Source organism: Amycolatopsis circi (assembly GCF_003385235.1).
In the GTDB taxonomy this organism is placed as follows: domain Bacteria; phylum Actinomycetota; class Actinomycetes; order Mycobacteriales; family Pseudonocardiaceae; genus Amycolatopsis; species Amycolatopsis circi.
Map to the genome: position 1 here is coordinate 22643 of NZ_PQIA01000021.1, position 21896 is coordinate 44538.

The following is a 21896-nucleotide window of genomic DNA, read 5'->3' on the forward strand; positions in this document are numbered from 1 at the left end:
AAAGCGGCGGGTGAACCCCGAACCGATCGTTGTTCAAGGCTGCTCGTCGGCTAGCGGGGTGAGGTCGCGGATCATGGCCCGTGCTTCGTCTCTGCACAGCTCGCTCCATCGAGCGAGGTCACGGGCAGCGTGCCGCCGCACGTGCGACGGAGCCGTTTCGTCTCGGGCGACGGCTCGCGCGACCCCGGCAGCTGTTTCCCGCCAGTCGCGCCGCAATGCGACCAGCGCCTCTGCACACCGGACACGGACTACGCCGCCGAGTCCCTCGTCTCGAGCCATCGCGCTGAGAGCTGCCTCTGCCGTCACAGGATCAATGGTGGCGGTGGCGAGGAGAATCTTTCTGCGGCACAAGGGTGCCTCCGCCCTCATGCCGTGCAAGGCGCTCAAGACCTCGCGATGACCGCTGGGAAGGAGATCGGCGAGCGCTTGCGCTGCTTCGGCTCGCACGGCGGTCGCCACAGTTGTGTCGTGCATGAGCCCGCGGAGCACAGTCACTGCTCGTTCGCGGCCCGGCACTCCGAGCGTGGCGAGCGTGCCTGCGACGAACCGGCGCAACGCGGGCCTCACCGCCGCGTCCGCGGCGATCCCGTGGAGAATCTGCAAGCCTGAGGCTCGGTCCTCGACGGTCCTGTCGAGGAGTTTCTCGGCTGCTCGCCACCGGACGACAGGTGTCTGCCGCAGGTCGTCGCGCAATGCCCGGAGCCTGTCGAGACCGTCGATCTGCCCCAGCGCGAAGACCGCATCGACGCGGTCCCGGTCCGACGACCGCTCGTCCTGCGCGACCTGCCGCATCAAGTGGACCACAGAATCGGGCAAGTCCGTGGTGATGTCCATGGCGAGGCGGGCTGCGCGCAGCCGGTCCCGCAATGGCAGCGTTTCGTTACGGAGCTGGTTCTCCGCCCAGTCCTGCACCTCCCGCCGGACTGACGGGCCGAATGCGGCCAGTTCTTTCCGGGCCTGGTAGGCGGCGTGTTCCTGCTGGGCAAAGCGGTTGAGCAGGCGGATCCCTTCAGGCAGATGCCGCCGCGACAGGCGCGCGAGCGCCGCCGCGGCGCTGACTCGTTCGGACGGCAGGGACTCGACTGCGGCAAGCACGTCGCGCACTTCCGTCTCTGCTTCTGCCGCCAGCGGCAAATCTCCCCACACGTCGCGTTGGGGCAGGCGATCCTCGATCGCGGCGGAGCGGTCGGCCAGCAAGGCCCGCTCGATCTCGGTGCGCACCTTTCTCGGGAGCCTCTCGGCGAGGCGACGTCGATCATAGGGTTCGGTCCAGGGGTCTTGCACGACAGCGATCAACAGGGGGTTGAGCTCGTAACGCCAGGAGAGGAGGTTGTCCAGCCATGCGGCGCTTGCGCGCCGCGCGTTCGACGGCATTCGGGGGTCCTCGGCGTTCCGGCGGAGGAAGTCGATCGCCAGTCGTTTGCCGCCCCGGTTCAACTGCGCGAGGAGGTACGCGGCAGCGGCTCGGTTGGCAATGTTCTCCTGCGCGTCCTCGATCACCTGTTGGTGGTAGCGGGCCGCTGGTTCGCGGAGGGCGTGGTCGAGTTCGACGAGGACCTGCCAGATGTCGGAGCGCGTGTCGAAGGCGAGGTGGTCGTCGTCGACCCAGCGTTGCAGTTCCGCTCGCACCTTGTCGGCGGAATCAGGAGCCAGAGCCGCGAGCAGTGCCGCTGCGGCGCTGCGAGCGGTGATGTCGACGTCGCGATCCCCGGCGACGGCTTGAAGCTGGGGCACCACCTCGGCACCGAGTTCGGCGAGATCGAGAACAGCGGCGCGCCACCCGGGCCGCCACGATTCGGAACGCATTTGAAAGACGGTTTCTCTGGCTTCCGCCAGGAAGCCGGGGTTCATTCTCGCCAGCGCGAGAGCTGCGTCGGTTCGCACCCGGAAATCCGCTGATTCGTCCCGGGCGATGCACCGCAGGACGGTCGCCGTCTCGTGCCTAGTTCGATCACCGAGCATAGCGAGAGCTTCGGTGGCGTCCCATTTTTCCTCGGACGACGAATGCGGATTGAGTATCAGGTCGCGTAGCGCTTCGCGGACCTCGGCGCGTATTCCAGTCCCCGTCGCGGTGAAGCTCTGCACAGCAGCGGTTAGGTTCACGTCAACGTTCGTCGGCGAGCGCAACAATTCGCAGAGGGCACCGGCAGCGCCGCGATGAAACTTGCGTCCGAGTGCGACCAGTTCGCGGGTTGCGGAGATCCGGGCGCGCAGGCTGCGTTCTTCGCTGGCCTGGACGGCGTTCAGCGCTCGCGCTACCTGCTCGACGTGCTTGCGATCCGTCGAGGCCACCGCAGAGGCAACGTGGAGCGAAAGGGCTCCGGCCGGCCCCTCGGACGACGCCAAGTCGAGCAGAGCTTCGCACGCCTGGTCGTGGACCGATGCATCGAGCATGAGGAGTTCCCGCCAGGCCCTCGAGACGATTTCGGAGTCGAGGCCGCTCGCGGCCAGGGCTCGCAGATGTGAACACGCTTCGGCGTGGAACTCGGGGCCGATGTCGGCTAGGAGTTGCGCTGCGCGGAAGCGTGCCCACGGATCCGCGGCGCAATCGGATGCGATGGCGCGCAGCCGGTCCAACGCTTGTTGTCGGTGTGGATCGCTGGTCAGCCGGGCGAGTTCGCCGAGCGTTTGCGCGCGGTCATCGCCGTTAACAGCGGGGTCGTCGAGAAGTTTCCACATCGTGTCGGCCGCTTCGCTCTGCAATTCCGGGCTGATTTCCGCCAGGTAGCGAGCGGCGAACAGGATGTTGTTGGTGTTCGCCTCGGGGTCCGTGATCACCGAACGCAGCTCGGCAACGGAGCGGAGCTTGAACTCTGCGCCCAGTTGGGCCAGTTGGTACGCGCAAGTATGTCGCTCGAACGGCATGATTCCTCGTTCTCCGAGGATTTCGATCAGCAGTTTGCCCGCGGCGATCCGGTGTTGCGGGCCGAGTTCGCTGAGTATGTTCGCAGCTGTTGCCCGGTCGAAGCGGTGGCGGCGGCGATCGGTGATCAGCGCGGTGATCTCGGTGGCGGCGTCGGCGAGGCACTGGGGTCCCAGGGACGCCAGCCCGAGCGCAGCGTCGCGCCGGCCGGCCATGCTGTCCCGCTCCACCGGGTCGCGCAATACAGCGCGGAAGACCTCGGCGCAACGTTCGTGGAACTCGGTGCCGATTTCGACCAGGCCGGTGGCCGCTGCGACGAGGTCGTCGGTCGGCGTGTCGGGGTCTGCCAGCAGCTGCGACAAGGTCTTCACTGCGTCCGCTCGAGCGCGGGCGCCGAAGGCGGACAGGACGATCGCGGCTGTGCGGCAGTTCTTTCCCGACGCGAGCGGGTCGCGCAGAACCGAGCGGAGGCCTCGTTCTGCGGTGTCGCGTTCGGCGGTGCCGCTGTGGGCCAAGGCTTCGGCGGCGGCCAGGCGATGGTCGATCGGCACGCCGTCGTCGTCTGCGACGGTGCGCAGCAACGCCGTCGCCTCGGAGCTGTGGGTGCCGCGCACCCTGATCGCCAGCGCCGAGGCCGCCTCGACCCGGGACGGCCATGGAGCGTCGCTCGTTCTCATCAAGTCCAGCAGCCACTCGACAAGTCCCGGATGGTGTACGGCGCGGCAGGTTTGCCGCAGGATCTCCCCGGCGGCGTACTGGGTCGTCATGGCCCAGCCGCGGGCCGTCGCCATGAACGCGTCGGTCGTGTCAGCGCCCGCCGGGATATGGCGTGCGAGGAGCCGGGCGGCGAGCAGATGCTGGTCAGAGCTTCCGGCGTGCAGGCGGCTCATCAGCGGGTCCGCCTGATCGGGGCGCAAGCGCGCGTAGTGGAGCAGCACGGCGCGGGCGTGGCGCCCGGCGTCCTTTGGCAGCGCGCTGTGCAGGAGGTTCGCGAACCCGCCGTCGTCCGGGTCGAACTGCTCCGGCAGGGTGCGCGCGGTCGCCGTGGCGGCGAGATGTTCGGCGAAGCTGTGGTGCAGGAACGCCAGATCGCCGCCGCGGACGACCAAGGGCCCCGTCGACGCCAGGAACACGCGCAGCTGTGCTTCCCAGCCGTCCGCGAGCTCCGGTGCCGGGACGTTCCGCAGCGCCCAGTCGCGTGCCGCCTCGACGAGCGAGGTGTCGCGCTCCAAGCGCACCAGGCCCAGGTGTTCGAGCAGCGCCGCGCGTCGACGACCGAACGGTCTCGGTGCGCAGGTTCGCGCGGCCCCCAGGAAAGCGAGGTACGCGTCGTAGAGTTCGTACTGGTTGTCCGGCAGGGGTTGTCCGTCGGACTGCTCGTAGGTGATCGCCGCGATCGTCGCGAGCAACGGCACCGAGACAAGTTCGTCCAGATGCGCGTCGCGGACGTCCCGCAGGAAATGCTGGGCGCGTTCAGGACCGACCTCGGCGAACCAGTTCTCCGCGAAGCGTCGCAACGCCTCGTCGTCGAAAGGCTGGAGCTCGTAACGCGCCGCCCCGATGCGCTGCAGCGGAGCCAGCGCGGCACCCTCGATCGGCCGAGTCGTCACCACCACGCGGTAGGCCGAATCCGGCGAACTCGACGCCCACGCAGCCAGAACCGACACCAGCCGATCCCGTTCACCACTGCCGGCCACCTCGTCGAGGCCGTCCACCAGCAGCAACCAGGGACAGCCGACGACCCGGTCGTTCAGCGCCGAACCGGTCAACGGAACACTCAGCAACGCGCCGTACTCGACGCGCGCGCTCGCCGCGAGCGCCTCCGCGAACGGAAGATCCAACCGCGCGGCCAGCTCCCGGGCGGTGAGCCGCAGCGGCACCACGGCGTCCGGCAGCGGAGCAGCGACGTCGCCCACCGCAGTCCACTGTTCTGCGATATCCGCTGCCAAACGCAGAGATAACGTCGATTTTCCTTGCCCCGGACCGCCGGTGATCACGAGATGCCGGTCGGAGTCCAGCACCTCGCGGACCGCGCGCGCCGGCGGCCGCACCATTACACGGGCATTCCATGCGCGAGACACGTCCACGATCTGCCCGCGGTCGTCGAGCATCGGAGTCGGGCTCGGCTGCTCCGGTTGTGTCGTTTCCGCGCCGGCGCCGAGTTCCTGGCGCACGTAGACCGTGGCCAGCGACGGCCGACGAGCCCCGGGCAACCGGTACGGAAGCTCCGTAGCCGCCTGAACCTGGGCGCGCAGCAACGACCGGACCTCCGGCAGAAGACCGCCCAGGCGAGGGTTCCCGCATGAAGGCGCGGGATTCTCCTCCGCCGACGAGGAATTCCGATCGAATTCGTCAAGGTGCAGGTGGACATGCACTCCGCCCTGGATGGAGCCGGCCTGCACAGTAGGGCCGGAGACGGTCCCTTCGACACGGTTGGTGTTCTCCCAACGCTCGTCCCGGCCCACCCGTTCTCCCTCCGCCGCCACGACCGAATGTTCCCACGCGCACAGCGGCACGGAAGACTTCTGGCGTCTCGAAAATTCGCCGACATCGCCGTCAACCCGCGCACGCGACGCGGGGTTCTGTCGACGCTGTCCCCACGGCAGCCGGCCAATCCGGTCAGCCGAAATCGCGGTCTTCGCTGGAATTGTCGGTTGGTTCTGGTACCCAGTCCTCATGTACGTCTACGGGGGAACGGTCCGCGCGGCCGCCGAGGAGATGTCAGCGTCCGCGGCGGGGTTCGTCGGCGCGTGCGCGCGCCGGTTCCAGCAGATCCACGGGGATCCGGCGGGGGACGCGGAGCGCCGGAGCTGGCACGCGAGCTGGCCGCCGATGCTCGACGCGCTGGTGAACGCGGGCCTGGGAGAGTTGTGGCTGTGCCTGGACCGGACGTACGCGCGTCACAGCCGAACGCCCCAGCCGTCATGTCGTGGGGTGGACGCTGGCGCGTCGCGTCCTCGCAAGCCTGCCGACGTACGAGTCCCGGGTCACGGGCCCTGTTGCGCAGCGCAGTTCAGCGATCGGCGGACAGGCGGACAGGCGGACAGGGGGACAGCAAGGCGTTTGACTGCGCCCTGAGCCCGTGCGATCACGGCGTCGAGAGTCCTGCTTCCGCGGCAGCGAACTCCCCGTCCTTCAGCCCGTCCGCGACTGTCTTCAGATCGACACTGAGCCGGGTGTATCCCCGTCCTGGTCGAAAATGCCGTCATCGGCTGTGAGCTGGGGGTTCAGGCGGCTGGTGGATAGTCGTTGAGTAGTCCTGCAAGGCGTCGTGTGCGCTTGATCCGGTCCGGCGGGGTGGGCAATGGGGCCACGTTCGGGACGTCATCGGGCGCTCGTCATCCAACGCCGTGGCCTTGGTGGCTGCGGTCGGCGTCGTAGTGGTCGACGTACGCCTCAAGCACGTGGCCGAGGTGGGTTACGACCGGTGATAAACAGCCGGTCGGTGCATTTGCGGCGGAGCGAGCCCTCGGCGAACGGATCTCGTCCATCTTCACTCCAAGGAGTGCAAAACGATCTGCAAAAGACAGAGAGAAGGACCGGTACCGCGCCCCGCCTGCTCGCGGGCACTGGACGTTGACCGCGCAACGCTCCTCGGCGATCGCGTGGACGACCCGCCATGTAGCGTCGGCGAAGCTCGGGTGGACGGGGAACGGAGGTTGTCCGCGCGCAGAAGAAGAGACGATGAACGCGGCCGTCATCCTCGCCCATGCAGGCCGAGGATGACGGCCGCATCGGTTGCTCGCAAACTCCGGGCTATCTTCTGCGAGCGCGGAGATTCGGCGAGCTTCGCTGCCTGCCGCTACCACCATTGCCCTTCGGTGAAACCATCAAACATTGGCGTGCTGACAACCGCACCCGAATGAACCGCGTTCGTCAGTTGTGCGCGCGAAAAATCCACCCTGCTCAAATTGACGTCGGACAAGTTTGCGCCGACGAGAAAAGCGCCGGCCAGAGATGCACCGCTCAGGTTCGACGAGCTGAGATCGGCACCAGCGGCATCGACCTGGCAAATTTGCGCTTCCGCAAGATTCGAAGCGACCAGATTAACGTTTCTCATCTCCGCTTCCATGAAGATCGCCCTCTTCAGCCGCGACATACTGATTTGCGCATTCTGAAGATAAGCACCAGTGAAGTTCGCTCCTTCTGCGTCGACCATCGAAACATTTGCTCCGATCATTTTTGTGTATATCATCGTCGCATTATTCAGGCACGCACCCGCCAGGTCTGCGTTGACAAGATCCGCAGAGTCCAGCTTTGCACTGCAAAGGTACGCGTGGTTCAAATCAGCGCCGTTGAGCTGCGCCGAGGACAGGTCGCTGCCAGCGAGGACCGCGTATTTCAGGACGGCGCCGTCCAAACGCAGGTTGCTGAGATCGATTCCATTCAAGCAGGTTCGGGACAGGTCGGTGCTGGTGCCGCCGTCCCGCGCATGATCGCGACGGCCCAAAACGATGAGCGCCGCCCACGCGTCCTGCCCGAGCGCGGCAGGTGCCGGGCAGCTAGGCCCCGACACCTCGGACCCTTTGCCGAAAACGGGGGCGGGGCGAGTAGCGCGCACGAACGCGGACAGCATCTCGACAACGCTGGGCTGATTCTGGGGCGCGTCCCTGGCAAGACGCTCGAGGGCGTAGACGGCGCCTATTCTGCCATCCAGATGCTCCGGGCCCGATTGGTCCAACTGGGCAACGGCCCTGGTGTATCTGTCCGCAAGCTGGGCTTGCTCGTTCGCCTTGTTCTGCTCATGCGTGGCATTCAGTGCCAGACCAGAGAGAATCAACGCTCCGACAGCCGCGAGTGCCGTGATTGTCTCAGGCACTTTCACGGTCCACCTCTTACTGCTGGGCGGAACATCCGCGCAGCCGGGTCGGATGATGCCACGTTTGTGCACGTTTGAGGGCGTGCGTCGGCGACGAGGATAAGTGCTGGCGGGCTGGCGCACTGAAACCGTCCAGAGAGGGTAGGGTGCAGAGACTCGGCTTAGGCTACCCATTGTCTCGGGCTACAAGGTATCTCGCTGTCAGTCAGCCAACCAGACTGATCACGACGTCATGGTCAAGTGCATGGGTCGCTTCTTCGAGCTTCACGCCCAAGCGAGTGCACGTCCGCGCCTTCCGGGGCGACCGCGCCGACATCCGCGAGATGCGAGCGAGGAGCGACCACCTCGTCTTCCCCTCGCGAGCAAGGGGTGGTCCATGGCCTACACCGGGTTCACGGTGCAACACAACGTCTTCCCGCGCGAGCAGGGGTGGTCCGGCCCGGTCGCGATCCAGGTCATCACCGGCCAGGTCTTCCCCGCGCGAGCGGGGGTGGTCCTGGCACGGAGTTGTCCCGAAATCGTCCGGTGGCGTTCTCCCCGCGCGAGCGGGGTGGTCCGCCGGGCGCGCGCGGCGAAGCTGAAGCTGCGCCGTTCTCGCTGCGCGAGCGAGGAGGGGCTGGCTGGATGAACGTCCGCGCGTGACCTAGGGCGCGTTCTCCTCAGGCGAGCAGGGATACGATCAGCTGGCCCGTGTTGCGAGCACGTCCTCGCCGTGCTCCTCGCCAACACTCAGGTTGACATCTTCGACCTCTTCGACCGACAACCGAGCACAGACCGTCCTGGCCACCCCGAGCTCTAGACAACATGTCCGCACTGCGAGACGATGCGGACGGACATGTATGCGCAAAACGCATTCATGCGAATTTCCCTGGAGCAAAACTGGAGCAGGACCACGGTTCCAACGACGCCGAACAGCGTTGAACCGCGCTCAGGTGCGGTCAACTGCGGCGGCGGGCCTGCGGGTTCTCGACAACCGCAGGTCAGGGACGCGCCCCGGCCATACTGGCAGTGAGGGGGTCAACAGTGCTGTTCACGCAGGTCAGGAACACCCGGCTAACACGATCCCGCGATACTGCACTCACCACGCAGGACCTGCTCGAAGACCTCCTCGACGGATTACACGGCTGCACCTGCTCTACGGCTGTGCTCCGACGACGAAGACGGCGACGGCATGGATAAGGACCTCGACGAAGCCGAGATCGAGGAGCTCAACGAACGACTCGACGCCCCATTCACGAACGCCGTCCGGACAGAAGCCGCAGCCAACCAGAACCGGCTGACCTGACCGGGCCCGGCGGCGGAAACCGGCTCAGCTCAGGCAACCACCGACGAAGCTGAGCCGGCCCCATCGCACCGCTCCGCACGCACCAACCGCGTCAACAAACGGGAACGTTCCGCCCCGACCCCCCAACGCCTTCCGCAGCACCTCCGCCGAAACCGGACGCTGATGCCGCGCACGATGCTCCGCATCAATCTGCCGAGCCCGCTCCACCAAGTCAGGATCAAGCTCAACTGTTCTCTCACCAGGGTTCTCCGCGGAGGGCCCAGGTTGGCCGGCCTCTGACTCGTCGGCACGCTGTTCGACTGAACCGCGCACGCCGACAAGAGCTTGCAGAAGCCCGGGACCGACCTCAGACCAGCCGATCAGCAACAGCGGCCCCACCGCGTCGAACAACGCCTTGCCGACCTCTCCAGCAGCCAACGGCTCGGCCACGTTCAACGCCAACGTGACCACACTCGCCCCTACAAGCAACCACCGCGCAGACCGCAAAGTCGCAGGAGAGGCACCGCACGACGACAACCGCCGAACGGCGACCAGCAACGCCACAACCGTCAGATCAACCGCCGGGGCAACCAACGGCGCCACCCAGACCGGAACACCCAACCGAAGAGCAAGCGCCAGCACGTTCCCGAAACCGAACAGGAACGTCAGCCCAACCACCACACCCACCATGATGCTGACCGCCGAGACGACCGGATCACGCCGCACACCCGGCACCATCACGACAACCACCCCAGCACGCGTCGCAATACCCAGCCTGAACCACACAACACCAGCCGACATTTGCGAGCCCGAGGCGAGCCCGAGACCTCCACCACACGACAACACCGGCCGACACACCACAACACCACCGAAGCCCCGCGACCACACGAAAAGGTCTTGCCCGGCATCACTCGACACCACCCGACAGGTCCTCTTAACCAGCGGGTTCGGGGTTCGAGTCCCTGATGGCGCACCCTCACTCCCCAGGTTCGAGAAGTTTTCGGCCTGGGGATTTGTGCTGTCTGGACCAGATTCTTCCGAATGCTGACTGTCCATTGTGGTCTCCTGCGAGCCCGAGGGGAGCCCGAGAGCGCGGGCCGGGTGCAGCGCCGCCTTCCGCGGGATCGCGGCGGCGAGTTTGCGGGGTGCGTCGGCGGCGACTTCCTGGGCAACGTTGGTGTAGAGATCCATCGCCACCTTGATCGAGGAGTCGCGGAGCATGTGCTGGATCACCTTCATGTCCACCCCCGCCCCCAACGCCAGCGTCGCCGCGCCGTGCCGCAACCCGTGCAACGTGATCGGCGGAAGACCCTGTGGGTGCCGAAAACTGTGTCACATCATGCGACCTGCCGATATTCGTAGATCAGACCGCCAAGTCGACCGTGCCGACGTACCGATCTGGCATCACGCATCCGGACCGGAACCTGCCGTTCGGGCGGTCGTTGGCCCAAGGAGCGATGAGGTCGACGGTAGTTGAAGTGATCGACGTACTCGGCCAGGACCTGTTCGAGATGAGGCCGGTTGACGACAAGCATCCGATCCAGACACTCGCGGCGAACGCTGCCCACCCAGCGTTCAGCGATCGCGTTCGCCCGCGGCGCCCGAACAGGACTGCGCAGGATGTCGATGCCGACCGAGGCGCATACCGCATCGAACGCAGTGGTGAACTTCGCGTCGCGGTCACGGATCAGAAACCGCAGACTGTCCACGCGACCATCAAGTTCCATCAGCAAATTCCGGACCTGCTGAACCACCCACTCCGCAGTCGGATGAGCGGTCACCCCTGCAACATGGACACGACGACGGTCGTGTTCGACAAAGAACAACACGTGCAACCCGCGCAGCAACACCGTGTCGACGTGGAAGAAGTCGACCGCCAGGACGCCCTCAGCCTGGGCAGTGAGGAACTGCTTCCACATCGGTCCCGTTCGGCGCGGCACCGGGTCCAAGCCTGCACCCTTGAGGATCGTCCATACCGTCGATGCCGCGACTGTGTGCCCCAGCCCGACGAGTTCACCGTGGATTCGCCGGTAACCTCATCGTGGGTTGTCCCGGGCCATCTCCAGCACCCACCGGCGGATCGCTGCCGTGACCGCCGGGCGCCCCGGTCGGCGTCGACAGGTCCACCGACGTCGCACCAACGAGGCGTGCCATCGCAAGATCGTCCGTGGCGACACGATCAACGCCAACCGACGCCAGTTCGGCACCAGCCTCACCAGCGCCGACAGCACAGCGCGATCAGCGTCACCTGGCGCCGCAGCACAGCCAACTGATGACGCAGCACAAGGATCTCCACGTCCTTAGCGGCCGCGGGCCGCGCACACAGCACCAGCCACCCGAACACCCGCGCCACCAGCAGATACAGAAACCTCATGACCACAACTCGTGATCATCGGCCACCGAGCAGTCACCCCATCAACCACCCGCCCACACGCCACGAATCAGCTGGTCAGAACCTATGGCAGCGTTTCCGGCACCCACAGGCCAGGACTGTCCGAGCACCGCCACTCCAGCCCTGCCGAACTCGGTGCCGCACTCCATGCCCTGCACCGGCTGCCCTTGCCGGCTCAGCTTGCCCTGCCGAGCTACGACGCGTTCTCCGGGATCGGCGAACGCATCGCACACGCACGCCACCTCGACCCCGACGACCGGCGCTGGCTCACCGACCGGCTCGCCCAGCTCCGCCGCGCAGTCGACGCACTCGACCTCCACCGCACCACCCGCGTGCTGCACGGTGACGCCTGGCAAGGAAACCTCGTCGTCCCGCTCACCGGAGGCGACCCCGTCCTGCTCGACCTCGACCACGTCTCGCTCGGCCACCCGGCCTGGGACCTCGTCCCGCTGGCCGCCGACCACGCCCGACTTCGCCCGCATCACCGACACCGACTACCGCTCGTTCGTCGACGCCTACGACGGCCACGACATCACCGCCACGCCGCTCTTCCGCACACTCGCAGACGTCGAGGAACTGCGCTGGGCCGCCTTCGTGCTCGGCAAAACACCAGTCCCGAAGCCCATCAGGAAGCCCAGCACCGGATCACGTGTCTGCGCGAGGTCGTTCCTCGTCCCTGGACCTGGACCTGGACCGCCTTCTGACGAGTATGTGCCTGCACCGGTGCGCCTTCCCGAACTCTCCGAGGCGCGACACAGTTTCAGTTGATCGCGAACCTGATCTTCCGCACGTGGCCGGACGATCTTCCAAGGGCGAGCATCGCCCCTACCTCTGTTGGCCTGGCCGCAGTAGCTGCCGGTCACTCGCGCGGCGGAGTCGCCTGCCTCAAACTCATCGGCCACCCGGACCAGCTGAAAGCAATCTTCGCGTTCGGCACCGTGGTTCTGCCGGAAGGCGGCCCAGACACCACGCTGAGCCTGGACGATCACGGTGTCCCGACGGCCGTGCAGGATTTCGCGCCCCTCGAAAAGTCGCAGCTGGTCTGACTGACGCTGCCTGCGACGCGGTCGCGTCCGCAGCGCTTCTCCCGCGCACGGTAGACCTCGATGCCACCCGACGCAGATTACTGAGCTGGATCATCGTGCCCACCGTCGGAACCTTCATCTGGCAAGAATTCGCCACACATGACTGATCCTGCTCCGGCCGTGATCCGAGCGTTTTCGCACAGCGACTGTGCCTGTCCGACGGACTGACGATGAACTGCAGCGCCTTGTCGAGCGATGAACCTCAGGCACCACCAGCCGGGCGGCGATACCTCGGCGACGTCGTTCCAGCCATCGACGTCGACCGAGCGGAGTTTCGGCCCCGTAGTAGGCGAGGTTGGGGAGGCCGTGTTGTTCAGGGGCCTTGCGATGCAGGAGGCTCGTCCTCGGGCGGCTGTGTCGCCTCCGCGGTCTCGTGCTCCTGGCCGCGCTGGGCTTCGTACGCCTCGCGGATGTCTTGCTCGGTGAGCGTGCAAGGGATGCCTTCGGAGTCCAGAGATCGGCTGATGAGGGCGGACTTGACTTCGTCGGGGATGTTCAAGCTCAGCAGCATGGGGTTGATCATCTTGCCGGGGGCGGGTACGTCGTCCCGGGTGTCGGTGGCGGTGCCTGGCCAGAACTGGACGAGATAGCGCTCGTCGTCGCTGGCCGACGCGCGCACGCGGTAGACGCCCTTGCCGGCGAGGTCGAACTCTCCGGCATCGCTTTCGCCCCAGGCTTGCCACGCGACAAGAGTTCCGGTGGCAAAGTATGCAAGAGACTCGCTCGTCGTGCTCGAGGGCGTCGCACTGGCGACTGGTTCGCTGTCCCAGAACTCCAGTCGTACGTCCCAGGGGCCAAGCCCTTGGGACGTACGACTGATCGTTACTTGATTTTCGGTTGCCAGCAGCCACTGGTCAGAATTGAAGTCCGGCATGATGTGGTCGACCAAGGACGTGTCCTCGATGACGAAGTAGCCGTCGACCATCATGACTTCGTACTCCAGGTGACGCAGCGGCTCGGGCATCATACCTCGTCAATCAATAATATTTGTGAAAAACCTGTCTTCGTCTTTATACAGAATTCGGTCGTTCGAGAGGAACCATCTAAGGTAGCTTCCCGCTCGCCGGTTCTGGTTCTTGTTCACGTATCTTACCGAAAAGTCGAAGTTGGGATTCGCTGCCCCCTCCAGGGTGATCGCGAAGGCGTACTCGTCGCAATCCCGGTCCGAGCCTGGTCCGGGAAGGAGTTTGCAGTTTTGCGCGACCACTTCCCGGTTGGCCTGGGACTCGACCTCGGAAATGCGGTGCAAGCCGCCGCTTTGACTTCCGGGGATATATTTGCCGGGGATGTTTTTGTGGTGCGGCCTCGGAGGGAAGGTCGTGTCGGGCCGGTCCAGTGCGTCGCGAATATGGGCGGCGACTTCCGGGGATCCAATCTCTGGAGGCAAGCCGAGCTGGTAGGTGATATATGAGATCACGTCGGCGTTGATGCAGCCGCGTGGTTCATTCCTGAAATACTGCGCTGAATCGCAACGCAGCAGACTGTCTTCCCCCTTGGCATCGGACGGGGGGTAAGTGGGCACGCGCGCCCCGCCGAAGAAGTGCCAGAGGTGATAAAGGACCTTGTCGGGGAAAGACCCTTTGTTTTCATCGTCGCTTATCTGCCAGCCGTACCAGGCGCCTTGGCGCGCGTCCAGCTGCCAATTGGGCACGGTTCGCTCGACCCAGCCCGTGGGGAACACGGTGCAGCTGTGCCCGTCGCATTCAGGTCCGATGCCCATGGTGGACGACGGCAGGTCTTTGACCACGCCCCAGGAGTCCGCTTCGGTCGGCTGGAGCATGATGTCGACTCGGCGATTGCTGCGGTCATCAGCCAGCGCTACCGCTATGTACTTGAGCTTGGCACCGCCTACGGGTTTTCCGTCAACGGCGGCCGTTGTCTCCTGTGTCCAGCGCTGGCACCAGAACTCTCGATGAAAAACGTGCCCTCGGGGATTTTCGGCCCTTGGGTCGATCTTGCACAGCGCCAGAAGAAAGGGCGGGATTTGGCTCGCGGTCAGCGGCTTGTCCCGAGGCCTGTTCTTGAGCGATTCGATAGCCTGTTTAAATCTCGGGTCGGCGTCTTCCGAGTAGGAGAAGTTCTTCTGCTCCTCGGCAACCCGGTAGCCGTCCTCCTGCGTGGCTTTGCGAACCGGCGCCGCCCCTCTGGACTGCATGGGCTGCCCGGCCGGACCGGTGATCGACAGGGTTCGGCCCGCGCGGGCGGGTTGCGCGACGCTCACTTGCGATGACCCGATGGTGAGCACTGCGGTGAATGCAGCGACCGCCGTGGCCAGACTCTTGCGTCTTAAATATGATGCTCGCACAAAAATCCTCCCCAATTTGAAGATAGTGACAGATCAAGAGTGATCAGGAATAGATGATCCGGCAAGTTGATAAAGTTCTTTTGTCCGTTGTCCACTTCGGGCGGATATGCGCACAGCGAACGCCGAGATGGTGCGCACGATCAATATCCTCCCCTGGCGCGGCCAAGCTATCGGAACGAACGGAGAGGAGAAAAGGCTCCAACGGCACGAATCTCGATGCCAGGTCGCGTCCAGGCGGCGGGGCCAAGGTTCCGACATTCGGTCCAACGTGCCCGCCTGGAGAATAAAACTGCAGAAATAGCAATCGCAAGGGCATTTGCGCGCGGAATAAGGAGTGCTGTTGTCCGGCCTCGCCTCTCGCGTGCCTGTACGTTCCCCGGGCGGTACGCCGGGAGCGGTTCACAGCTGGTCTCTCGCCTGGCACGATGTGGAGTCCATCGATCGCAGGGAGCCGGCGAGGGGCGATGGCAGTGGGAGACGCGGACTATCGGGTGGAGTTCTCGGTGTCGGGCCCAGGCGAGGCCGCCAGACGCTCGGCAAGCCTCTCACCGGCCCGACGGCGGGGTGACCAGCGTGGCGTTCAGCCCCGACGGGCACACCCTGGCAACCGGCAGCGAGGACGGCGCCGCGCGGCTCTGGGACCTACCCAACCGCCGATGAGCGACGCCAAGTCGGGCGCGACCTGCAAGATTGTAGGGTGTCGTCGCCCATGACATGTCGATCTTGTGTGACTTGGGCTTTCTCGGTCGCCTCAACGCGATGTCGCCGAAGATCGGTCTCAAGTTCGTGGCATTTCCTCGGCTCCTGTGAGTTTGGGGCAAGCCGCGCGTCGAGCACACGATTTGCTCTGTGGGCGCCCTGTTCGTCCAGTATTTGGCTGGCTATGTCGTCGGCCACGAAGTGTGCGTGGTCGCCTATCAGTGGCGTGCGGTGACGGCCCAGTTTCCGATCTGTCTTGGCCGTTGGTGAGGGCGTTGCCGAGCGGGGTGCGTGTGTAGAAACGCGCTCCCGTAGAGCGCCAGTACTCGCAGCGCGAAGAGTTACTTGCGACACCTGCACTCGGGCATGGGTTGTCCAAGGAACAATTCGCGAACTTCGTTGGGCATGAAATACGCAGGGTCGAGTGCGTTCACGTGGCAAGAAGCCATAGACTTCGCAAAAAAGTCCGAGGAAGTCGATGGTATGCGACACCCTGGGAAGATTCCACGACAAATGCGTGCCGGGAGGGAAGTTCACCGGATTCCTGGGGCTCATTTACGATGTTTTTCTTGCTGATATACCTGAATGTGCGACCGGCCAGGCTGAAGCGTGTGCAGGGGCGACTGCTTCCGTGGCCCCAGGCGGCGGCATGGGAAAGCTGGGCAAGGCTGCCGAGGAAGCTGCGAAGGCCGCGAAAGCAGGCGAAGGCGCCGCAAAGGCCGAAGAGTCGGGCGGTCGGGCACTGTGGCAGTTGACAAAAGAAGGATCTACTGCCGGTTGCGCAACGAGGCCTGTCGTGCATTTCTCAGCGGCGGTGCGGGCGAGGCAGCAATGCGAACGCGCTTTCCGCCACCGAGGTCAGGCGGGCGGGACTGTGGCCGTAGGCGCCTACGACGTCGGTCCCGCGGATGATGGTCAGCAGAAGGTAGGCAAGGTCGTCGGGATCCGCGTCGGGGTCGATGTCGCCGTTGCGTTGCGCCGCTCGTAGGCACTCGGCCACCGCCGTCGCGAGCACGGAGAAGCAGTCGCGGGCCATGCGTTGCACCTCGGGGTCGGAGGTGCCGATCTCCAAGGCCATTTTGGCGGCGAAGCAGGCCGCCGCGGCCCGGTCGGCGGCGGGGGGTACGTCGTCGGCGAGTGGCACCCCGTTGACGGCGCGGAGCAGGTATCGGTGCAGTCGTTCCAGGGCGCCCTCGTCCGGTCCGGCGAGCGCCTGCGGCGCGAACTGTGCCAGCCGGGCGTAGTACCCGGTCATCGCCTGCAGCAGCACGCCGCGCTTGCCGTCGAACGTGGCATAGAGGCTGCCGCGGCCCAGGCCGGTGGCGGCGCTGATGTCGTCGACGCTCGAGCCGTTGTAGCCCGAGGTGCGGAACTGCCGCTCGGCGGCATGGAGGACGTGGTCGCGGTCGAAGCTTCGTGGTCTTGCCATACCCAGAAGGTAGCGCCGACCTGCCGTATTTGACAAGTCAGTACAGAACTCGCTAGATTTCTGACAGTTCAGTACACAACCATGTCGGCGACCCGCACTGGGCACGACGACGTCATGCCCGCAACCGAAGGAACCACCATGCAGACAGCTCGCCCAGTGGCCCTTGTGACGGGCGCCTCCTCCGGGATCGGGCGGGCGGCAGCGCTCGCCCTCGCGGACGCCGGCTTCGCGGTGGTCGGCACGAGCCGCAACGCGGCGAACGCCGGGCCGCTGGCTGGGGTGACGTTCCTCGATCTCGACGTGGCCGTCGACGAGTCGGTCCGCTCCCTGGTCGAGGAGGTGATCGAGCGGTTCGGCCGGATCGACGTCCTGGTCAACAACGCGGGCGTGGGCGCGGTCGGCGCCGGCGAGGAGAGCTCGATCACCCAGGCCATGGAGGTCTTCGACATCAACGTCTTCGGTGTGATGCGGATGACGAACGCGGTGCTGCCCCACATGCGCGCCCAGGGCAGTGGCCGCGTGGTCAACGTGTCTTCGGTACTCGGTCTGATCCCAGCCCCTTTCATGGCCGTCTACGCCGCCGCCAAGCATGCGGTCGAGGGCTACTCCGAGTCCGTCGACCACGAGCTTCGCGAGCACGGCGTCCGGGTGCTGCTGGTCGAGCCGGCCTACACGAGCACAAGTTTCGAGGCGAGCAGTCTGGCACCCGACTTGCCCCTGCCGGTCTACGCCGCACAGCGGGAGGTCGCCCGGGACGTGCTGGCGACGGCCGTGCGCAACGCCGACGACCCGGACGTTGTCGCGAAGGCGATCGTCGCGGCCGCCACCGATGCCAAGCCCAAGCTCCGGTACACCGCCGGCTCGGTGGCCGGACGCGTCAGCCTCCTGCGCCGGATGGCGCCTTCGCGCACTTTCGACAAGCAAATCCGCAAGCTCAACCGGCTGGCCGGCTGACCCCGCCGTACCCGCGGAGCTTGAGGAGACGCGCATGGAGTTCGAACACGTCACCTTCGACCTGCCGCACGGCACCTTTCACGCGCTGCAGGGTGGTGACCCCGATGGTCGACCGACGCTCGTCTTGCACGGCTTCCCGGACCATCCGCCGACCGCGAAGCCCTTCCTCGCCGAGCTCGGCCGCCGCGGACGTCAAGTCGTCGCGCCCTGGCTTCGCGGTTACGCGCCGTCTCCGACCGCGGGGCCGTTCGACTTCGCATACCTGATCACGCTGACGGGCTTGAGCGCAGCACCGTCCGGTAGGGAATCTGGTTGCGTTCAGCGAAGGCCTGGAGGCGGTGCAGGTCGCGGTCGTCGTCTCCGGCCAGTACCAGACCGCCCTCGCCCTTCCTGCCCAGGAAGCGCCGCCGGGCGTCCAAAGCGGACAGCAGGACATCGCTCAGCTCCCCCGAGATCTCCACCAGCCGGCGCAGTTCCTCCACCAGAACCCGCAGGATCGCACCGTCTTCCATGGCCACGCCCTGGAAGACGGTGCGTTGCCCCATCAACATGCCCAGCTCGCCGACGAAGTCACCGGTCTCGATCACGAAAGACGACCCGGTCCTCCCGGCGGTCCACGAGGAGCACGCCACCGGTCAGCACGAGGTGCAAGTCGGTGGGATCACCGGCGTCCCACAGCAACTCGCCGGATGCGGTTCCTCACCGGATGACCGCAACAGGTCCAGGGCATGTTGGCTCAACACCGGCCATGCCAGCTCATCGACCTCGCCCAGCCGACGGGACGAGTAATGGGTCAACTCGTCCGGCACGGGGATGATGCTCATGCTTCTCGCTTGCCTGGCATGCGAACCACTCCGGTCACGATTCTTCTCCGCTCGTTTTCGCCTGCCTCGGCACGACTTCCGCTTCCTCAGGCTCAACTCTCGCCGCGGCCACCGCGGCCGTGCCCAACGCCACAGCGAGTGTCCTTCCTGGACCAGACCAGCCTGATCGTATGGCCGACCTGCCGTACTTGACAAGTCAGTACAGAACAACATATGTTTCTGACAGTTCAGTACACAACCGTGCTGCGCTTGCCGGACCGGCTTGGTCCGGCCTTGCAGGACCGTGATGCCGCGAAGACGGCATGGAGGTTGAACTCATGACACAGGCGACCCAGCTACCGCCCTTCGACGAGGACTCCGCGAGCGATGCGCTGTCCGAGGGGACCGTCGATGTGGTGGTGATCGGCGGGGGTGCCGCGGGGCTGAACGGTGCACTGATCCTCGCCCGCTCCCGCCGCTCGGTCGTCGTGATCGACAGCGGCTCCCCGCGCAACGCGCCCGCGGAGGCCGTGCACGGCTTCATCGTCTTCGACGGCACTCCGCCGTCGGAGATCCTTCGACGGGGCCGGGAGCAGGTGCGCCAGTACGGCGGACGCGTTGTCCACGGCGAGGTGGTCTCGGCCGAGCCTGCCGCCCCGGCCGCGGACGGGGACCTGCGGTTCACCGTCACCCTGGCCGACGGCCGCAGCATCACCGCTCGCCGCGTCCTGGTGGCTACCGGCCTCACGGATGTGCTGCCGGAGGTGCCCGGGCTCGCCGAGCACTGGGGGCGCAGTGTGGTGCACTGCCCGTACTGCCACGGCTGGGAGGTGCGCGATGAACCCATCGGTGTCCTCGCCACCGGCCCGGCCTCCATCGGCCACGCGCTGCTGTTCCGTCAGCTGACCGAAGACCTGATCTACTTCACCCACGGCACCGACCTGGACGAGGACAGCCGTGCTCGGTTCGCCGCCCGCGGGATCCGCGTCGTTGACACTCCGGTCACCGAGGTCGTCGACGACACCGACGGTGCCCTCGCCGGGGTGCGCCTGGCCGATGGCCAGGTCGTGGCCCGCCGCATCCTCGCGGTCGGCCCGCAGATGCAGGCTCGCACCCAAGGCCTGGAAGGTCTGGGTCTGCCGGTGCGGGACCTGCCGAAGCCGAACGTGGGCCGTGGTTTCGTCTCCGGCCTGGCCGGCGCCACGGAGGTGCCGGGTGTGTGGGTGGCCGGCAACGCCACCGATCCGGTCGCCCAGGTCGGAGCCTCCGCGGCGGCCGGCGCACTGGCCGGCGCCGAAATCAACAAGATGCTGGCCATCGCGGACACCGACGCGGCCCCGCAGGGGATCGCCGAGGAAAGCCCGAAAGCGGCCGCACGATGATCTCGAAGCCCTGAGATCTCAGCTCGTCACCCGCTCACCTCACTTTTATCGGTGAGAAAACCGACCTGTTTTCCCGTCTGGAAACCGATGAGTTTTCCAGACGGTTTCAACCATGCTCAGCAGCAAGGGGAAAGACCAATCGAACGGCAAGTCCACTGCCGGGTAGCCGTCGTGTTTCAGGCCAGTCCCCCACCGTCTGGAGGCTCGGTGGCAGCGGGGCGTTGCGCAAAGCCGTGCACCACGCGATCGACAACGGCCCGGCATCAGGTTCGCCGAGCCGGCGACTGATCTGTTCACGATCGTGGTCGTCCGTGGCTGTCGCGAGTGGGATCCCGCGTTCGCGGAGTTTGGTCAGCACGGTGGTGTGGTCGACGCCCAGGTGTCCGCCGACTCGTGCCAGGGACCAGCCGAGGTTGTAGAGGTGAATGGCGTCGTCGACCTGTTCGGAGGAGAGGCCACGGCGTCGCGTCGGCACGCCGTGCCGGTGCAGGATGTTGCTGACCGTCCGCCGTTCGATGCCGAACCGCGCCCCCAGTTCGTACACCGTCGCTCCGGCCTGGCATCCTGTAGGGCTCGAAAAGTCGTCGCTGCAGCTCAGGCGGCGTATGGGTACTCGTTGACCACTCCTGCGAGGACCGGGGTCCGCAAGAATCTGCGGGCCTCGAAGTCGTGAACGGCACAAGGGCTGATCCTGGACCTCGGGGGGGGGCGCTGGCCTCGGGACCGGTGTGGTCGATGTCTGTTGCAGTGCTCCTGGCACTCGGCGAGGGCCCGTCCGGCGTGGGCCTCGCTGACGACCAGGATGCGGTCGAGGCCTCGCGGCGAATGGTCCCGAGTGCTCTTTCGCAGTGAGCATTCATCCGCGGAGCCCGGGACGCAGCGAGGAGCACCTCCATCTCCTCGGCTTCGAAGACCGCGTCGAAGGAGCCGGTGTACTTGCTGTCGCGATCGCGCAGGACAAAGCGCAGCGACTCGGCCCGGCGGCCCAGATCATTGGCGAGGTTACGAGCCTTGCCGGGTCGCCTATTGCGCGGCGGAGTGCGCCGTGATGCCGGTGATGTGGAGCTTGCGGGTGCGATGCTCGAGGAACGCCAGTGCGTACAACCGCCAGCCGGTGATCGTGTCCACGTGGACGAAGTCCGCGGCGATGATCCCCTCGGCCTGGGCCGTGATGAACTCGCGCCAGCTTGGACCAGTACGGCGCGGAGCCGGGTCGGCACCGGCCGCACGCGAGATCTCCCAGACCGCGGACGGCGCGATCCGATGCCCCAGCCGAGCCAACTCGCCCTGGACTCCGCGGTCGCCCCACCGCGGGTTCTCCCGCGCCAAGCGCAGCACCGCCATCCTCAACGCGGCCTCCGTCGGCGGACGCGCGGTGCCTGAACGTCGAGCGGCGCAGTCCCACTTCCCGGCGGCCAGTCTGCGACGCCAGCCCACCAATGCCCTCGGGGTGACCAGGAAGACGCTGCACCAGCGGCGGCGCGGTAACAGCGACGACAGCGCGGCCAGCCAGAACCGGCCCGCAGGCTCACAGCGGACCGTGCCATTGACCTGTCGCCGCAGCACCGCGTGCCGATGCCGGAGAACCAGCAGCCCGGCACCCTCGCCCATGCCCCGGCGCAGCAGGATCGCCGACACCGACAGCAACGCACGAGTTGCTCGGTACAGCAACCAAATGATCACCCAAGAAACATCTCAGCCGCCCAAGAGGAGCTGGCGCACACAGTCCCCTGCCAACGGCAACGACTTCCCGAGCCCCGCACCTTTTCCCACCGGGTCTGGAGGCTTCGAAAAGGACTTACTCGACGGCGGCGGTGTGGAAGTAGATCTCTTGGACTCTCTCCTCGATCACGTGGCCGAGGCGGAGCTTCTGCGCTCTCTGGGATGCCGTCGGCGACAAG

Annotated in this window: 17 protein-coding genes; 6 read left to right on the forward strand and 11 right to left on the reverse strand. The window is 66.0% G+C overall.

All coding sequences use genetic code 11. The annotated features are described in order from the left end of the window. Positions 1-33: 33 nt before the first annotated feature. Both D0D37_RS11540 and D0D37_RS11545 read right to left on the reverse strand, forming a co-directional pair. Positions 34-5349 (reverse strand): NACHT domain-containing protein, encoded by a 5316-nt coding sequence (locus D0D37_RS11540; protein WP_162834165.1) that lies wholly within the window; start codon positions 5347-5349, stop codon positions 34-36. Positions 5350-6665: 1316 nt separating this feature from the next. Next, positions 6666-7688: a pentapeptide repeat-containing protein gene (locus D0D37_RS11545; RefSeq protein ID WP_162834166.1), complete on the reverse strand. Its 1023-nt coding sequence runs from the start codon at positions 7686-7688 to the stop codon at positions 6666-6668. 370 nt (positions 7689-8058) lie between these two features. On the opposite strand from D0D37_RS11545, the gene D0D37_RS11550 reads away from it, so the two are divergent. Beyond that, entirely contained in the window at positions 8059-8310 is a 252-nt protein-coding gene (locus D0D37_RS11550; RefSeq protein ID WP_116200511.1) for a hypothetical protein, read from the forward strand. 681 nt (positions 8311-8991) lie between these two features. Here D0D37_RS11550 and D0D37_RS48625 read toward each other — a convergent pair. The 3 genes from D0D37_RS48625 to D0D37_RS47360 form a co-directional block, all read right to left on the reverse strand. Beyond that, positions 8992-10185, reverse strand: a complete 1194-nt coding sequence (locus D0D37_RS48625; RefSeq protein ID WP_341867979.1) for a DUF2637 domain-containing protein — start codon at positions 10183-10185, stop codon at positions 8992-8994. 98 nt (positions 10186-10283) lie between these two features. Then, positions 10284-10886 carry an integrase core domain-containing protein gene (locus tag D0D37_RS47355; RefSeq protein WP_244223482.1) on the reverse strand — a complete coding sequence of 201 codons (603 nt, stop codon included), beginning with the start codon at positions 10884-10886 and terminating at the stop codon, positions 10284-10286. Between the two features lie 272 nt (positions 10887-11158). Further along, entirely contained in the window at positions 11159-11320 is a 162-nt protein-coding gene (locus D0D37_RS47360) for a hypothetical protein (protein ID WP_208719900.1), read from the reverse strand. An 11-nt stretch (positions 11321-11331) separates the two neighbouring features. Here D0D37_RS47360 and D0D37_RS48780 point away from each other — a divergent pair, with 11 nt between their 5' ends. Both D0D37_RS48780 and D0D37_RS11570 read left to right on the forward strand, forming a co-directional pair. Next, positions 11332-12042: a phosphotransferase family protein gene (locus tag D0D37_RS48780; RefSeq protein ID WP_425266921.1), complete on the forward strand. Its 711-nt coding sequence runs from the start codon at positions 11332-11334 to the stop codon at positions 12040-12042. A gap of 60 nt (positions 12043-12102) precedes the next feature. Further along, positions 12103-12384 carry a hypothetical protein gene (locus D0D37_RS11570; RefSeq protein ID WP_116200513.1) on the forward strand — a complete coding sequence of 94 codons (282 nt, stop codon included), beginning with the start codon at positions 12103-12105 and terminating at the stop codon, positions 12382-12384. 352 nt (positions 12385-12736) lie between these two features. On the opposite strand, the gene D0D37_RS11575 is transcribed toward D0D37_RS11570, so the two are convergent. Beyond that, positions 12737-13387: a hypothetical protein gene (locus D0D37_RS11575; RefSeq protein ID WP_162834167.1), complete on the reverse strand. Its 651-nt coding sequence runs from the start codon at positions 13385-13387 to the stop codon at positions 12737-12739. A 9-nt stretch (positions 13388-13396) separates the two neighbouring features. Further along, positions 13397-14668, reverse strand: coding sequence for a NucA/NucB deoxyribonuclease domain-containing protein (locus D0D37_RS11580; protein ID WP_162834168.1), 1272 nt, complete (start codon positions 14666-14668; stop codon positions 13397-13399). 276 nt (positions 14669-14944) lie between these two features. Between D0D37_RS11580 and D0D37_RS47880 the strand changes: the two genes are divergently transcribed. Continuing rightward, the gene (locus D0D37_RS47880; protein WP_167493520.1) at positions 14945-15388 is read left to right on the forward strand and encodes a WD40 repeat domain-containing protein; all 444 of its coding nucleotides are present in this window, start codon (positions 14945-14947) and stop codon (positions 15386-15388) included. A gap of 844 nt (positions 15389-16232) precedes the next feature. Here the strand turns inward: D0D37_RS47880 and D0D37_RS11590 are convergent. Next, entirely contained in the window at positions 16233-16856 is a 624-nt protein-coding gene (locus D0D37_RS11590; protein WP_116200516.1) for a TetR/AcrR family transcriptional regulator, read from the reverse strand. An 81-nt stretch (positions 16857-16937) separates the two neighbouring features. On the opposite strand from D0D37_RS11590, the gene D0D37_RS11595 reads away from it, so the two are divergent. Next, positions 16938-17810 carry an oxidoreductase gene (locus D0D37_RS11595; protein ID WP_244223475.1) on the forward strand — a complete coding sequence of 291 codons (873 nt, stop codon included), beginning with the start codon at positions 16938-16940 and terminating at the stop codon, positions 17808-17810. 266 nt (positions 17811-18076) lie between these two features. Here the strand turns inward: D0D37_RS11595 and D0D37_RS47370 are convergent, their stop codons facing one another. After that, complete coding sequence (locus tag D0D37_RS47370; protein WP_208719902.1) at positions 18077-18397, reverse strand: cyclic nucleotide-binding domain-containing protein; 321 nt, start codon at positions 18395-18397, stop codon at positions 18077-18079. 554 nt (positions 18398-18951) lie between these two features. Here D0D37_RS47370 and D0D37_RS11610 point away from each other — a divergent pair. Then, complete coding sequence (locus D0D37_RS11610) at positions 18952-19995, forward strand: NAD(P)/FAD-dependent oxidoreductase (RefSeq protein WP_116200562.1); 1044 nt, start codon at positions 18952-18954, stop codon at positions 19993-19995. Between the two features lie 106 nt (positions 19996-20101). Here D0D37_RS11610 and D0D37_RS48785 read toward each other — a convergent pair whose 3' ends face one another. Together D0D37_RS48785 and D0D37_RS47375 are read right to left on the reverse strand one after the other, a co-directional pair. Continuing rightward, the gene (locus tag D0D37_RS48785; protein WP_244223476.1) at positions 20102-20539 is read right to left on the reverse strand and encodes a hypothetical protein; all 438 of its coding nucleotides are present in this window, start codon (positions 20537-20539) and stop codon (positions 20102-20104) included. A gap of 479 nt (positions 20540-21018) precedes the next feature. Beyond that, positions 21019-21678, reverse strand: a complete 660-nt coding sequence (locus D0D37_RS47375) for a hypothetical protein (RefSeq protein ID WP_244223477.1) — start codon at positions 21676-21678, stop codon at positions 21019-21021. Positions 21679-21896 lie beyond the last annotated feature (218 nt).

Excerpts from the sequence above, each read along its gene's own strand:
- D0D37_RS11575 (WP_162834167.1), bottom strand. The coding sequence starts at position 13,387 with ATGCCCGAGCCGCTGCGTCACCTGGAGTACGAAGTCATGATGGTCGAC.
- D0D37_RS11550 (WP_116200511.1), top strand. The coding sequence starts at position 8,059 with ATGGCCTACACCGGGTTCACGGTGCAACACAACGTCTTCCCGCGCGAG.
- D0D37_RS48625 (WP_341867979.1), bottom strand. The coding sequence starts at position 10,185 with ATGAAGGTGATCCAGCACATGCTCCGCGACTCCTCGATCAAGGTGGCG.
- D0D37_RS11595 (WP_244223475.1), top strand. The coding sequence starts at position 16,938 with ATGTCGGCGACCCGCACTGGGCACGACGACGTCATGCCCGCAACCGAA.
- D0D37_RS47880 (WP_167493520.1), top strand. The coding sequence starts at position 14,945 with ATGCCAGGTCGCGTCCAGGCGGCGGGGCCAAGGTTCCGACATTCGGTC.
- D0D37_RS11610 (WP_116200562.1), top strand. The coding sequence starts at position 18,952 with ATGACACAGGCGACCCAGCTACCGCCCTTCGACGAGGACTCCGCGAGC.
- D0D37_RS11590 (WP_116200516.1), bottom strand. The coding sequence starts at position 16,856 with ATGGCAAGACCACGAAGCTTCGACCGCGACCACGTCCTCCATGCCGCC.
- D0D37_RS47360 (WP_208719900.1), bottom strand. The coding sequence starts at position 11,320 with ATGAGGTTTCTGTATCTGCTGGTGGCGCGGGTGTTCGGGTGGCTGGTG.